Source organism: Burkholderia pyrrocinia (assembly GCF_018417535.1).
Taxonomy (GTDB): domain Bacteria; phylum Pseudomonadota; class Gammaproteobacteria; order Burkholderiales; family Burkholderiaceae; genus Burkholderia; species Burkholderia pyrrocinia_E.
Genome location: NZ_CP070977.1, coordinates 841,981 through 856,515, shown reverse-complemented (window position 1 = coordinate 856,515; position 14,535 = coordinate 841,981). Strand labels below are relative to the sequence as shown.

Annotated in this window: 14 protein-coding genes; all 14 read right to left on the bottom strand. The window is 66.3% G+C overall.

Annotated features, from left to right (window positions below):
• Positions 1-29 precede the first annotated feature (29 nt).
• Positions 30-1,178 carry an ATP phosphoribosyltransferase regulatory subunit gene (locus JYG32_RS04075; RefSeq protein WP_213264724.1) on the bottom strand — a complete coding sequence of 383 codons (1,149 nt, stop codon included), beginning with the start codon at positions 1,176-1,178 and terminating at the stop codon, positions 30-32.
• A 113-nt stretch (positions 1,179-1,291) separates the two neighbouring features.
• Entirely contained in the window at positions 1,292-1,483 is a 192-nt protein-coding gene (locus tag JYG32_RS04070; protein ID WP_006478685.1) for a DUF2065 domain-containing protein, read from the bottom strand.
• Between the two features lie 36 nt (positions 1,484-1,519).
• Positions 1,520-2,419 carry a protease modulator HflC gene (gene hflC / locus JYG32_RS04065; RefSeq protein WP_213264723.1) on the bottom strand — a complete coding sequence of 300 codons (900 nt, stop codon included), beginning with the start codon at positions 2,417-2,419 and terminating at the stop codon, positions 1,520-1,522.
• A gap of 15 nt (positions 2,420-2,434) precedes the next feature.
• Complete coding sequence (hflK, locus tag JYG32_RS04060; protein ID WP_213264722.1) at positions 2,435-3,775, bottom strand: FtsH protease activity modulator HflK; 1,341 nt, start codon at positions 3,773-3,775, stop codon at positions 2,435-2,437.
• Between the two features lie 47 nt (positions 3,776-3,822).
• Positions 3,823-4,998: a GTPase HflX gene (gene hflX / locus JYG32_RS04055; RefSeq protein WP_174383097.1), complete on the bottom strand. Its 1,176-nt coding sequence runs from the start codon at positions 4,996-4,998 to the stop codon at positions 3,823-3,825.
• A 72-nt stretch (positions 4,999-5,070) separates the two neighbouring features.
• Complete coding sequence (hfq, locus tag JYG32_RS04050) at positions 5,071-5,310, bottom strand: RNA chaperone Hfq (protein ID WP_047901242.1); 240 nt, start codon at positions 5,308-5,310, stop codon at positions 5,071-5,073.
• A 155-nt stretch (positions 5,311-5,465) separates the two neighbouring features.
• Positions 5,466-6,803, bottom strand: coding sequence for a ribosome biogenesis GTPase Der (der, locus tag JYG32_RS04045; RefSeq protein ID WP_174383091.1), 1,338 nt, complete (start codon positions 6,801-6,803; stop codon positions 5,466-5,468).
• Positions 6,804-7,050: 247 nt separating this feature from the next.
• Entirely contained in the window at positions 7,051-8,196 is a 1,146-nt protein-coding gene (gene bamB / locus JYG32_RS04040; protein WP_174383090.1) for an outer membrane protein assembly factor BamB, read from the bottom strand.
• Between the two features lie 41 nt (positions 8,197-8,237).
• A complete protein-coding gene (locus tag JYG32_RS04035) occupies positions 8,238-8,867 on the bottom strand; it encodes a tetratricopeptide repeat protein (RefSeq protein WP_047900839.1) in 630 nt (209 codons plus the stop codon).
• Between the two features lie 55 nt (positions 8,868-8,922).
• On the bottom strand, positions 8,923-10,263 hold the full coding sequence (hisS, locus tag JYG32_RS04030) for a histidine--tRNA ligase (RefSeq protein ID WP_174383089.1): 1,341 nt from the start codon (positions 10,261-10,263) through the stop codon (positions 8,923-8,925).
• Between the two features lie 16 nt (positions 10,264-10,279).
• Positions 10,280-11,587, bottom strand: coding sequence for a flavodoxin-dependent (E)-4-hydroxy-3-methylbut-2-enyl-diphosphate synthase (ispG, locus tag JYG32_RS04025; protein ID WP_174383088.1), 1,308 nt, complete (start codon positions 11,585-11,587; stop codon positions 10,280-10,282).
• Between the two features lie 112 nt (positions 11,588-11,699).
• A complete protein-coding gene (locus tag JYG32_RS04020; RefSeq protein WP_213264721.1) occupies positions 11,700-12,719 on the bottom strand; it encodes a helix-turn-helix domain-containing protein in 1,020 nt (339 codons plus the stop codon).
• 164 nt (positions 12,720-12,883) lie between these two features.
• Entirely contained in the window at positions 12,884-14,023 is a 1,140-nt protein-coding gene (gene rlmN / locus JYG32_RS04015) for a 23S rRNA (adenine(2503)-C(2))-methyltransferase RlmN (protein WP_213264720.1), read from the bottom strand.
• Between the two features lie 55 nt (positions 14,024-14,078).
• The gene (gene ndk, locus JYG32_RS04010) at positions 14,079-14,504 is read right to left on the bottom strand and encodes a nucleoside-diphosphate kinase (protein ID WP_174383085.1); all 426 of its coding nucleotides are present in this window, start codon (positions 14,502-14,504) and stop codon (positions 14,079-14,081) included.
• Positions 14,505-14,535 lie beyond the last annotated feature (31 nt).

Sequence of the window (14,535 nt, the reverse complement as noted above, 5' to 3'; positions counted from 1 at the left end):
ACGCCGAAGCACGGCCCGCGGACGCCTGTTTATCGGGGTTCGACCACCCATGCGCCGTTGCGCTCGACGAGCGAACGATCGCATGCAAACTCGTCGAGCACGTGGTCGTGGCCCGGCAGTGCCTGGATCACGACCTCGCCCGCATCGCGCAGCGCCGCGACGGCCGCACCCAGCGCGTCGTCCTGTGCCCACGGCGCGAGAATCGCGGTGCCGCGCGCCTCGACCGGTGAAATCCGCGCGAGCTCGCGCAGGTCGAGCGAGAAGCCCGTTGCCGGACGGGCACGGCCATACGCCTGGCCCACGTGGTCGTAGCGGCCGCCGCGCGCGATCGCGTTCGGCACGCCGTCGATGTAGGCGCTGAACATCGCACCGCTGTGGTACGCGTAGCCGCGCAGGTCGGCGAGGTCGATCGCCACTTCGGCGCCCTTCGCCTGTGCGGCGAGCTGCGCCAGATCGTCGAGCGCCCGCGTGATTTCGGGCAGCGCCGGCAACCGTGCGCGCGCCTCGGCGAGCACACTCGCGTCGCCGTAAAGGTTCGGCAGTGCGCGCAGCGCTGCGCGCGTATCGGCGCCGAGATCGCCGGTGAGTTCGTTCAGCAGCGGTACATCCTTGCCCGACAGCGCGTCGTACAGCGACTCGCCGCGCTCGGCGGCCTGCGCATCGCGCGCCAGCAGCGCCGCGAGCACGCCCGCGTGGCCGAGGTCGAGACGGATGCGCGACAGGCCCGCGAGATGCAGTGCGTCGAGCATCAGTTGCTGGATCTCGAGATCGGCTTCCAGACCGGCATGCCCGTAGATTTCAGCACCGATCTGGATCTGCTCGCGCGTCGCGTGCAGGCCGCGCGGGCGCGTATGCATCACGTGGCCCGCGTAGCAGAGGCGCGTCACGCCCTGACGGTTCAACAGGTGCGCGTCGATCCGCGCGACCTGCGGCGTGATGTCCGCGCGCAGGCCGAGCGTACGGCCCGACAACTGGTCGACCAGCTTGAAGGTGCGCAGGCGCAGATCGGCGCCGCCGCTCGTCAGCAGCGACTCGAGATACTCGAGCAGCGGCGGCATCACCATTTCGTAGCCGTACGAACGGAAGCGGTCGAGCAGCCTGCGGCGCAGCTCCTCGATCTTGCGCGCTTCCGACGGCAGTACGTCGGCGATATTCTCGGGAAGTAACCAGGTCGACATCGGTACGGTCCTACGACAGGAAACGGCGCACGACACGCGCGCCGCGATGTGAATCGGAAATTCGAAATCGGGCGGGACGAACGGCGGATGCGCCGTCCGGATCAGGTCGCCGGTCAGGTGGCGAGCAGCAGCAGCACGAGCCCGAGCACCATCACGATCAGCCCGCCGATCCGGATATGATGCGGCGGCCGCTCAGCTATTCTACGAAACGTGTCGCGCCAGGCGACGGGAAACACGAAGGGGAACGCCCCCTCGATGATCAGCATCAGCGCTACTGCGAGCAACAACGAGCCAGCCAGGTCCATGCGAGCGACGGCGCCGCTCGTCGCGGCGCCCCAAGGTCAGTGTTTGCGGGGAGCAGGCGCCGCCGGTGCGGCACCGCCCGTCGGGCTGCGCATGAAGCGGAAGAACTCGCTGTCGGGATCGACGACGATGATGTCGTTGCGCTTGAAGGTGTTCCGGTAGGCCTGCAGGCTCGCGTAGAACTGATAGAACTGCGGATCGCGGCCGAACGCATCGGCGGCAATCGTCGCGGCCTTCGCGTCGCCCTCGCCCTTGATCGTCTGCGCAGACTTGTACGCGTTCGCAAGCACGGCCTGCTGTTCGCGTTCGGCGTCGGCCTTGATCTGCTCGACGTCGGCCGCGCCTTCCGCACGCACCTGTGCCGCCTGATCGCGCAGCGCGCCGATCATCCGTTGATAGACGGCGTCCGTCTGCGCGGCCGGCAAGTCGACACGCGTCAACTGGACGTCGACCACGTCGACGCCGAAACCGGATGCCTTCGCCTTCGCCGCATCGCGGGCCGCATCGGCGATCGTACGCTGGCTGCCGAGGGCGTCGTCGAGCGCACGCTTGCCGAACGCGTCGCCGAGCGCGCTCTTCAGCACGCCGGCCAGGCGTTCGGTAGCGGCCGCCGGGTCACCGCCCGTCGCCGTGAAATACTTCATCGGATCGCTGATCCGGTACTTCACCGCATAGGCGACGAGCAGGTCGTGCTTGTCTTCCGTGGCCAGTTGCAGCGGATCGGACGACTCGAGCGATTGCAGGCGCGTGTCGATCAGCGTGGCCGTCTGCAGCGGCGGCGGCAGCTTGAAATGGATGCCGGGGCCGGCGAGTTCGGGCTGCGCGCCGTCGCGGCCCGACAGCACGGCCGTATGGCGCGGATCGACGGTCAGGATCGTCGAGGACGCCGCGAAGGCAACGATCACGATCGCGACGACGAGCGCAATGATTCGGTTCATGTTCTGCGCTCCCCGTTACTTCAGATCGTCTTCACGCGACCGGCTGCGGAACGCTTCGCGCGATCGCAGCACGTCGCTGCCGGATGCCGCGGCGGCCGGTGCCGCGCTCGCGGGTACGGCCGCCGCCGGCGCAACGGCCGCCGGTGCCGACGCCGCATCGGGCGCGGTTGCACCGGTCGACGTCGCGGCGTTTTGCCGCCCCTGCTCGACGAGCTTGTCGAGCGGCAGATAGACGACGCTGTTGCCGCCCTTGTTGCCGACGAACACCTTCGTCGCGTTCGAATAGATTTCCTGCATCGTCTCGAGGTACATGCGCTCGCGGATCACCGCCGGCGCCTTCGAGTACTGCGCGTAGACCTGCTTGAAGCGATCGGCATCGCCTTCGGCTTGCGTGACCACGCGATCGGAATAGGCCTTCGCTTCGTCGACGAGCTTCGCGGCATCGCCCTGCGCCTTCGGCAGCAGGTCGCTTGCGTACGCCTGCGCGGCGCGCTTCGCGGCCTCGCGCTCGTCGCGCGCCTTCGCGACTTCACCGTAGGCGGCCTGCGTCTGCTCCGGCGCCGCGACGCTCTGCATCGTGACGGCCGTTACCTCGAGCCCCGACTGGTAGCGGTCGAGATCGCGCTGGATGGCGGCGGAAAGCTGCTCGCGCAGCGCGTCGCGGTCCTGGTTCAGCACATCGGCTGCGCTGCGCGTACCGACGATCGCACGCACCGCGGCCTGCGCGGCCTGCGACACGCTGCGCTCGGGATCGACGCTGCGGAACAGGTAATCGGTTGCGGAACGGATCCGGTACTGGACGATGAAGCGCACGTCGACGATGTCGGCATCGCGCGTCAGCATCGCCGCTTCCTTCACGTTCGCGAGACGCACGACATTGTTGCGGCCGATCTCGATCGAGCGGACCTGCGACGTGTCGACGATCTCGTGCGACGCAAACGGATACGGCGCGCGCCAGTGCACGCCCTGGCCGACCGTGCCCGACAGCTTGCCGAGCTGCAGCACGACGCCCGTCTGGCCGTCCTGTACGACGAACAGCCCGCTGCCCGCGTAGACCGCGACCAGCACGCCGATCACGATGCCCACGCCGACCCGCGCGGCCCGGCCGTTGTCAGGACGGAAGCCGTTGCCGCCCTTGCCGCCGAAAAGGCCGCTCAGGCGTCGGTTGAAGTTGCGCCACATCTCGTCGAGATCGGGCGGACCATCGCCGTCGCCGCCTTGCGGACGCTTCGATTCGTTCGCGCGGGGTCGGGATCCGTCTTTGCCATTGCCTTCGCCGCGTCCCCAGCGGGGATCGTTGATCGACAGCAAGGCGCGCATCCGCCGCCAGGTACTCCGCTTGTTGTATTCGTTCACCAGAGTTTGTTCACCAGATAAGACGCCGGCGAACCGGCCGGGACCGGTTAGCGCCCGTGTTCGGAAATCGTGTGGTCTTCGTGTGGTTCCGCGGACGCGCCGTCGAGCGCGCCGTTGAGTAACGTCGCGCTCGAAAGGTGTTCCGCGGTGGCGATCTCGGCGATGGCGGCACGCAACGCGTCAAGACCCTGACCGGTGCGCGCGCTCAAAAAGACGCGCGAAATATTACCATACTCGTCCCGCTCGACCGCGTCGCCGCGGGCCGCCAGTTCGGGCACCGCGTCGATCTTGTTGAACACCAGCACCTGCCGGATCGTGTCCGCGCCGATCTCGTGCAACACGCCGTTGACCTGCTCGATCTGCTCGAGCCTGACCGCGCTCGACGCATCGACCACGTGCAGCAGCAAATCCGCGTGGATCGTTTCCTCGAGGGTCGCGCGGAACGCCGCGACGAGCTGGTGAGGCAGCTCGCGGATGAACCCGACCGTATCCGACACGACGATCTGGCCGACCTCGTCGCCGAGGTACACGCGCCGCGACGTCGTATCGAGCGTGGCGAACAACTGGTCGGCCGCGTAGGCCTGCGCTTTCGTCAGCGCATTGAACAGCGTCGACTTGCCCGCGTTCGTATAGCCGACGAGCGACACGGACATCGTGCCGCTGCGCGCGCGCTGCCGGCGTTGCGTGCTGTGTTGCCGGCGCAGCCGGTCGAGCCGCGACTTCAGCATCTTGATGCGCTCGCCGATCAGCCGGCGGTCGGTTTCGAGCTGGGTTTCGCCGGGGCCGCGCAGGCCGATACCACCCTTCTGCCGTTCGAGGTGGGTCCATGCACGAATGAGCCGCGTCGACAGGTATTGAAGCTGCGCGAGTTCGACCTGCAGCTTGCCTTCGTGGCTGCGGGCGCGCTGCGCAAAGATGTCGAGGATGAGGCTCGTGCGATCGATGACCCGCCTGTTAAGTGCCCGCTCCAGATTGCGTTGCTGGGCCGGCGCCAGTGCGTGGTTGAAGATGACGATTTCGACGTTGTGAGCGTCGCAGGCGAGCCGCAGTTCATCGGCTTTGCCGCTGCCGATGAACATCGCGGCATCGGGACTGGCGCGACGACCTGTGAGGGTGACGGCGGGATGGGCCCCCGCGCTGGAGGCGAGAAGACTGAGTTCTTCGAGACTGGCCTCGAAATCGGTCTTGCCGAAATCGATGCCGACGAGCGCTGCGTTGATCAAATTATCGGGTGTCAAGATAAGGCGGCTGGCATCGGTCGCTCGCGGCGACCGGATGCCGGCCGCTGCGATAGGTTAGGACGTAGCTTCCGCGTCCGGGTGGAAATTCACCGGGCGCGCCGGCACGACCGTCGAGATGGCGTGCTTGTAGACCATCTGGGTCACCGTATTACGGAGCAACACGACGTACTGGTCGAACGATTCAATGTTCCCTTGAAGCTTGATGCCGTTGACGAGGTAGATCGAAACGGGAACGTGCTCTTTGCGCAGTGCGTTCAAAAACGGGTCTTGTAACAATTGCCCTTTGTTGCTCATGGCGTACTCCATCTTTTTTTGCAGGTTGATCTGAATTGGCGGCGAAGAAAAAGAGATCCGGCGCCAATCGCTACACTATAGCCGATTTTGCCTGCCCCGCCCGGGGCATAGGCCTTGCGGCCTATCCCTTGCGGGACACGTGTAACAGGCGTGCTTCAGCCCTTGTCCGCGTACGGGTTGTTCGACGAACGGAACTCTATGCGCAATGGAGTCCCGGTCAGCGAGAAAGTTTCGCGGAACCGGTTTTCCAGGTAGCGCTTGTACGTTTCCGTCACGGCGTCGAGCGCGTTGCCGTGGATGACGATGATCGGCGGATTCTGGCCGCCCTGGTGCGCGTAGCGCAGCTTCGGACGCACCGGGCCGCGACGGCGCGGCTGCTGGAACTCGACGGCCTCGATCAGCGCGCGCGTGAGCTTCGGCGTCGGCAGCTTCGCCATCGCCGCCGCGTACGCGTCGTCGACCGAGCGCATCAGCGTGCCGATGCCCGTCTTCTTCGCGGCCGAAATGAAGTGCGATTTCGCGAAGTCGAGGAATTTCAGCTTGCGGGTCAAATCCGCTTTCGCGCGATCGCGCGCGTGCTCGTCGAGCCCGTCCCACTTGTTGACGCCGATCACGAGCGCGCGGCCCTGCTCGACGACGAAGCCGGCGATGTGCGCGTCCTGGTCGGAAATGTCCTGCTGCGCATCCAGCAGAAGAATGACGACGTTCGCATCGGAGATCGACTGCAGCGTCTTCACGACCGAAAACTTCTCGATCGCTTCGAACACCTTGCCGCGACGCCGCAGGCCGGCCGTGTCGATCAGCGTATATTTCTTGCCGTTACGCTCGAAGTCGACGTAGATCGAGTCGCGCGTCGTGCCCGGCATGTCGAACGCGATCACGCGGTCCTCGCCGATCAGCGCGTTCACGAGCGTCGACTTGCCGACGTTCGGACGGCCGACGATCGCGATCTTGATGCCGCGCGACGGGTCGTTGTCGTCTTCCTCTTCCGGCTGGTCCGCGTACGCGACGTCCAGCGCCTCGTTGATCATGTCGGTGACGCCGTCGCCGTGCGCGGCCGAGATCGCGCGCGGATCGCCGAGCCCGAGCTCGTAGAAGTCCGTCGCGACCGCCGTGTACTTCATCCCCTCGGCCTTGTTGACGACGAGGAAGATCGGCCGGCCGGTCTTGCGCAGGTAGTCGGCAATCGACTTGTCCTGCGGCGCGAGCCCGTTGCGGCCGTCGACGATGAACACGACGACGTCGGCTTCCTCGACCGCCTGCCGCGTCTGGCGCGCCATCTCGTGCAGGATGCCGTCCTTCGCGACGGGTTCGAAGCCGCCCGTATCGACGACCAGGTACGGCCGTTCGCCGACGCGCCCTTCGCCGTAATGGCGATCGCGCGTCAGGCCTGGCAAGTCGGCGACCAGCGCATCGCGCGAGCGCGTGAGCCGGTTGAACAGCGTGGATTTCCCCACATTGGGGCGCCCAACGAGGGCAATGACCGGTTTCATCTGTGTTTTCTACGGTGAAGCGCAGCAGCGGGAGGCCCGCTGCTGCGGGCGGCTGCGCTGAATGAAAATATCACGAATTCGCGCCGCGCCGGATGCGCGCGCCGGGCGCGCGTCGCGCGCCGTCGTCTTTCGTCTCGAACTGCCTTTCAAATACCGAGCGGCCGGGAACACCGGCCGCCTTCATGTCGCGCGGCCGGGGCGCGCGGGACAAGCCCGCCGCGCCGCGGCTGCGCATGTTTCCTGCGCGTCAGCGCGGACGGAACCCGTACAGGCCGCCGTCCTTCGTCTGCACGACGAGCGTGTTGCCCGCGAGGACCGGCGCCGCCGTAATCGCGCTGCCGTCGGTCTTCATCCGCGCGATGAAGCTGCCGTCTTCGCGCGACAGGAAGTGCACGAAGCCCTGGTAGTCGCCCATCACGACCGCATGCCCGAGCAGGTACGGCACGCCGACGTCACGACTCTTCAGCTTGTCGTTGCGCCACAGCTGGTTGCCCGAGGCCGCGTCGTACGCGGTCACGACCGACCAGTCGTCGCCGCCGGCGACCACCGAATCGTCCTGTGCAAGGCCGCTGCGGCTCGAGAACGCCTTTTCCCACAGCGGGCGGCCCGAGTTCGCATCGAAGCAGCCAAGCTGACCCTGGAACGTCACCGCGCAGGCTTCGGCGCCCACGAGCGTCGGCGGACCGCTGACGTCGTTGATGCGCTCGACCTCGGTCACGCCCTTCGGGAACGACACGGGCGTCTGCCAGAACGGCTCGCCCGTCTGCAGGTTGATCGCGACGAGACCGCCGCCCGGGAAGCCCGCCAGCACCGCCGCGTCGCCCGCGAACGTCATGCCGGCCGACACACGCAGGTTCAGCGGCACCGCGCGGTTACGGTAGTTCCACTTCTGCTCGCCCGTCTGCGCGTTGAACGCGATCACCTGGCCGTCGATCGTGCGGACGACCACGAGGCCGTTGCCGACGAGCGGCGGCGAGAAGATCTCGCCCTGTACGCTGGTCTTCCACAGTTGCTTCCCGTCCGGGCCCAGCACGAACACGCCGCCCTTCAGCGCGCCGACCGCGGTCAGGTTGCCGTCGCTGCCGACACCGGCCGACAGGTCCGAACCGACCTTCGAGCGCCAGATCGACTGGCCCGTCTTCGCGTCGATCTTCTCGACCGAACCGTTTTCACCCGCCGCGTAGACGGCGTCGCCCACGGCCACCGGCGAGAACAGGTAGCGTCCGCCCTTGCCGACGCTTGCCTTCCAGACCTGTTGCACGTCCATCACGGGCTTGAACTCGGTGAGCGGCGTCGGCACGCGGCGCGCATCCTTCGACGACGAGCAGGCCGCCAATGCCAGGACAGCCGCCGCGCAGGCAACGGGCACAGCGTAACGTTTCAGCAAATTCATCGGTTAGCGAAGCAGAGTTAAGAGGTTGAGGGGGCCGGGGTTCAGCCGCCGAGCGCGTCCAGCTTGAACTGCACGAGCTGGCGCGCGGACTGGTCGTCCTTCGACAGGCCGTCGAGCGCGAGCTTGTAAGCGGCGCGCGCGTCGTCGGTCTTGCCTTGCGCGGCAAGCAGATCGCCGCGGCGATCGGCCACGAGGCCCTTGAATGCATCGAGCGGCGTACCCGACAGCAGCGCGAGGCCCGCGTCGTATGCCTTCTCGTCGAGCAGCAGCGACGCCAGACGCAGCTTCGCGATCTGCTTGTACTCGTCATCCTTGGCGTGATCGACGGCCCATTGCAGTTGCGTCTTCGCACCTGCGGCGTCGCCGGCCGCGTACAGCACCTTCGCGGCCGCGAGCGCCGTCATCTGCGCATACGGCGTGCTGCCGAACTTGTCTTCCATGTCGGCGGCCGCGCGGGCCATCGTCGCCTTGTCGTTCGCGGCGGCGGCCTTCTGGACCTGCTCGTACAGCCCGGACGCCTCGGCGGCCTGACGGCGCTGCCAGTAGTTCCAGCCGTTGAAACCGGCCGCGACGACGAGCGCCGCGAGCACGATCCACGTGGTGAGGTTGCCCCAGCGGGCCCACCACGCCTTGAGACTTTCAATCGATTCTTGTTCGTCGTGGTAACTCATCGGCGAGCGATTCCTTCCTGTTCAAGCCGTTCTAGTCGAGCGAATGCCAGCGCGATCAGTCGTCGCCGTCTTCGGCGGATGCAACCATCGCATTGATTAGGAATTCGGTCAAGCTTTCGACCGGTACGGTCTGCTGAACGTTCTTTTCCCCTTCTTCACCCGCACCGCGCAGCGCTTTCACGCCCACCGTGCCGTTCGCGACCTCTTCTTCGCCGAAGATCACCGCGAATGCCGCGCCGCTTGCATCGGCCCGCTTCATCTGCGACTTGAAGCTCGCCGGCGCGCCGTCGGCGCTGCAGTGGAAGATCACGTCGAGGCCCGTGTCGCGCAGACGCTCGGCCGCGATGAACGCCTGTTCGCGCGCAGTCTCGCCCTGGTGCACGACATACACGTCGACACCTTCCTGCTCCGGCGCCAGATCCTCTTCCTTCAGCAGCTCGAGGATACGCTCGATGCCCATCGCCCAGCCGCACGCGGCGGTCGGCTTGCCGCCGAGCTGCTCGATCAGCGGATCGTAGCGGCCGCCGGCCGCGACCGTGCCCTGCGCGCCGAGCTTGTCGGTCACCCACTCGAACACGGTCAGGTTGTAGTAGTCGAGGCCGCGCACGAGACGCGGGTTGATCTTGAACGGAATGTTGTTCGCGAGCAGCAGGCGCTGCAGCCCTTCGAAGTGCGCGCGCGATTCGTCGCCGAGGAAGTCGATCAGCTTCGGCGCGTTCTGCGCGATCTCCTGCAGCGCGGGATTCTTCGTGTCGAGCACGCGCAGCGGGTTCGTATACAGGCGGCGCTTCGCATCCTCGTCGAGCATGTCGACGAACTGCTCGAGGTACTTGATCAGTTCGACGCGGTGCGCGGCGCGCTCTTCGGCGAGGCCGAGCGAGTTGATCTCGAGCTTGATGCCGGTCAGGCCGAGGTCATCCCACAGGCGCTGGCACATCATGATGATCTCGGCATCCGCATCGGGGCCCGCGAAGCCGAGCGCCTCGACGCCGACCTGGTGGAACTGGCGGTAGCGGCCGCGCTGCGGACGCTCGTGACGGAACATCGGGCCGATGTACCACAGGCGCTTCGGGCCGTCGTACAGCATGTTGTGCTCGATCGACGCACGCACGACGGCCGCGGTGTTTTCCGGGCGCATCGTCAGGTTCTCGCCGTTCAGCGCGTCGGTGAAGCTGTACATCTCCTTCTCGACGATGTCCGTGACTTCGCCGATGCCGCGCGTGAAGAGCTGCGTGTTTTCGACGATCGGCGTGCGGATGTTCTGGTAGCCGTACGCGCGCAGCAGCGATTTCACGGTGGCTTCGAAGAATTCCCACAGGCCGGCATCCTGCGGAAGGATGTCGTTCATGCCCTTGACGCCGGTGAGCTTCTCGATCTTGCGTTTCTGTTCAGTCATCGTGTGTGTGGACGAATTAATTCGCGGCCGCGTCGACGCGGCCATAGTTGCGTGCGACGTAGTCGCTGACGATCTGCTGGAATTCCTCGGCGATCCGCTCGCCGCGCAGCGTCTTGACCTTCTCGCCGTCGATGAAGACGGGCGCGGCCGGGTTTTCGCCCGAACCCGGCAGGCTGATGCCGATGTTCGCGTGCTTCGATTCGCCCGGGCCGTTGACGATGCAGCCCATCACCGCGACGTTCATCTTCTCGACGCCCGGATACTCCTTGCGCCAAGCCGGCATCTGCTCGCGCAGGTAGGTCTGGATCTGCATCGCGAGTTCCTGGAACAGCGTGCTCGTCGTACGGCCGCAGCCCGGGCACGCGATCACCATCGGCGCGAACGAGCGCAGGCCCATCGTCTGGAGGATTTCCTGGCCGACGATCACCTCGCCCGTGCGCGACGCGCCCGGTTCCGGCGTCAGCGAGATGCGGATCGTGTCGCCGATCCCTTCCTGCAGCAGCACGCCGAGCGCGGCCGTCGATGCGACGATGCCCTTCGAGCCCATGCCGGCCTCGGTCAGCCCAAGGTGCAGCGCGAAGCCGCAGCGGCGGCCGAGTTCGCGGTACACGGCGATCAGGTCCTGCACGCCGCTGACCTTGCACGACAGCACGATGCGGTCGCGGCCGAGACCCAGCTCGACCGCACGCTCGGCCGAGCCGATCGCCGACTGGATCAGCGCCTCGTACATCACGCTTTGCGCGTCCCACGGCTGCGAACGCGCGCCGTTCTCGTCCATCATGCGCGCGAGCAGGTCCTGGTCGAGGCTGCCCCAGTTCACGCCGATCCGCACCGGCTTGTCGTACTTGGCCGCGGCCTCGATCATCTGCGCGAACTGCGTATCGCGCTTCGCGCCCTGACCGACGTTGCCGGGGTTGATCCGGTATTTCGACAGCGACTCCGCGCAGCCCGGGTAGTCGCGCAGCAGCAGGTGGCCGTTGTAGTGGAAATCGCCGACGAGCGGCACGGTCACGCCCATCCGGTCGAGCTGCTCGCGGATCGCCGGCACGGCGGCCGCCGCCTCGGGCGTGTTGACCGTGATGCGCACCAGTTCGGAGCCTGCGTTCGCGAGTTCCTTGATCTGGATCGCGGTGCCGATCGCGTCGGCCGTGTCGGTATTCGTCATCGACTGCACGCGCACCGGCGCAGCGCCGCCGATCGTCACGAGCTGCCCGCCCCAGCGGACATCCACCGCATGCGACACGCGGCGCGGCTGATGCCCGCCGAACACCGGCTCGGTTGAACAAATCTGACTGCTGCGTGGGGATTGAGCTTCGGATTGCATCGATAGATCCATTTACGCGGAATGCGCCGCAACGCGGCGCATGAATTGAAAAAGCGCCGTGCCCTCACGGCCTGCCGATACCGACGACAGGCCTTCGCCACGGCGCTTGACGTCAGGGCAACGTGAACCGCGCCACATTACCCCGCGCTGCCGAATATTTTGCCGGATCGACAGGTTTTCCGTCGAACGCTACCGCGTCGAGGCCTGCCTTGTTGCCGATCGTGACCTTGAACGGCCCGTTGCCGGCGACCTGCTTCGTTTCGCCGGCCCGCACCAGCGCCGAGAACAGCTCCTTGCCGTTCTTGTCGCGCACGCTGAACCAGCAATCCTGCTTGACCTTCAGTTCGACCATCGACTGGCCTGCCGCAACCACGACGCTCGCCGGCTCGGCCGGCGTAGCGGCACTCGCCGCCGTCGTTGCCGCGACGGGCTGCGATGCAGCGGCCGTCACGACCAGGGGCGCGGGCGCCGGCACGGCGGACGCAATCGCCTGCGTCGCTGCAGCGGACGTCGCGGCCGGAGCCGGAACCTCATTGGCGGCTACGGCCGACGCGCCGTTCGACGCCGCCTCTTCGACGACAGAAGACGGTGCCGCCGGTGCGCTCGCAGCCGACGCATGCTCCGTGTCGCCGCCCTTGAAGCGCGCGAGCAGGCTCGACGAATCGCCGCCAGTGTGCCACATCAGTACGGCAACCACCGCCACGACGACGATCGCCGTTCCCCACAGCCACGGATGGTGGCGCGACGAGCCGCCCAGCGGAATCGACACGCGGCCGCGCGGCAGATCCGTCCCCGACGACGCGGGCATCGACAGATCGACTTCCGGCACCCCGCGCTCGCGGCGCAGCGCCTGCGCGAACGGTTCCGGGTCGACGCCGAGCATCTTCGCGTAGCTGCGCACGACACCGAGCGCGAACGTCGCGCCAGGCAAATGACTGATGTCGCCGGCCTCGAGCGCCCGAAGCTTCTGCGGTGCGACCTTGAGCCGCGCCGATACGTCGTCGACCGTCCAGCCCTTCGTCTCCCGAAGCTGCGCCAGCCGGCTGCCGACCGCCGCCAGCGATTCCAGTCCCGCCGGTGCCGGTTTTGCGGCATTCGTCTCTGCGCCGTTAGTCGGCTGCGGCTCACTCATCCTTGTCCTCGCGTCGATTCTTCTTCACTGGCGGCCGCCGCCGGCTCCCGCCGCCCGGCACCCGCAACTGTTCATACCATGCGCGGTGCCGTGGCACCGCGACCGATCGCTATTCGCGTGTTGTACTGCCAAAAGGTTCGGGCATCCCCGGACGGGCATCCCCGTCAAATCGCCCGAACTTCGATGATTTTTGCTGCTGCGCCCGTTCGTTCCGCGAGGCGCGTGCGGTCCTTCACCGCGCCGGCCAACTGGCCGCACGCGGCGTCGATATCGTCGCCGCGCGTCTTGCGCACGGTCGTGACGACACCCGCGTCGATGAGGACCTGTGCAAAGCGCTTGATCTGCTCGGGCTTCGAGCGGATGAGGCCCGATTCCGGAAACGGATTGAACGGGATCAGATTGAACTTGCACGGCACGTCGCGCGTGACGGCCAGCAGTTCGCGCGCATGCGCTTCGGTGTCGTTGACGCCGTCGAGCATGCAGTATTCGAAAGTAATGAAATCGCGCGGCGCGACTTTCAGATAGCGCTGGCACGCAGCCATCAGCTCGCGAAGCGGATACTTCTTGTTGAGCGGCACCAGCTCGTCGCGCAGCGCATCGTTCGGCGCGTGCAGCGAAACGGCCAGCGCAACCGGCAACTCGGCGCCGAGGCGGTCCATCATCGGCACCACGCCGGACGTCGACAGCGTGACGCGGCGGCGCGACAGGCCGTACGCGTTATCGTCGAGCATCAGCCGCATCGCGGGCACGACCGCGCTGTAATTCAGGAGCGGCTCGCCCATGCCCATCATCACCACGTTGGTGACGACCCGTTCAGCCTTGCCGTTCGGGCCGGGCGCACGGCCCAGCGACGCTCGCAGTGCAAATTCGGCCATCCGTAGCTGGCCGATGATTTCGGCTGTCGACAGGTTGCGGGAAAAGCCCTGCTTGCCCGTCGAGCAGAAGCGGCAGTTGACCGCGCACCCGGCCTGCGACGACACGCACAGCGTGCCGCGCGTCTCTTCCGGGATGAACACGGTTTCGACCGCATTGCCGTTTCCTACGTCGATCAGCCACTTGCGCGTGCCGTCGGTGGAAACGTGGTCGCTGGCGATATCCGGCATCACGATCGACGCGCGGCCCTTGAGTTTCTCTCTCAGGGACTTCGCGAGATCGGTCATGCCGTCGAAATCGCCGGCGTTGTACTGGTGGATCCAGCGCTGCAACTGCTTGGCGCGGAACGGCTTCTCGCCGAGGCTGCCGCAGTACGCGACAAGACCCTCGGCATCGAAGTCGAGAAGATTGACGGAAGTTTCGCTCGTCATGATGTGCTGCCTTGCCGCGTGCGCTGAATCCTGCCTACTTGCTGTCAGCCAGGGCTTAACGCGAGTAAACGTTCATTTCCGGGAAGAAGAACGCGATTTCGACAGCAGCCGTTTCCGCTGCGTCCGAGCCGTGCACGGCGTTCGCGTCGATGCTGTCGGCGAAGTCGGCGCGGATCGTGCCCTGTTCCGCCTTCTTCGGATCCGTTGCGCCCATCAGGTCGCGGTTCTTCAGGATCGCGCCTTCACCTTCCAGAACCTGGATCATCACCGGGCCCGAGATCATGAAATCGACGAGATCCTTGAAGAACGGACGCGCTGCGTGAACCGCGTAGAACTTCTCTGCGTCAGCACGCGACAGGTGAGCCATGCGCGATGCGACGATCTTCAGGCCGGCGCCTTCGAAACGGCTGTAGATCTGGCCGATCACGTTCTTTGCCACCGCATCCGGCTTGATGATCGACAGGGTGCGCTCGATTGCCATAAAAACTCCAAGAAATTAAGAAGTTACAGGT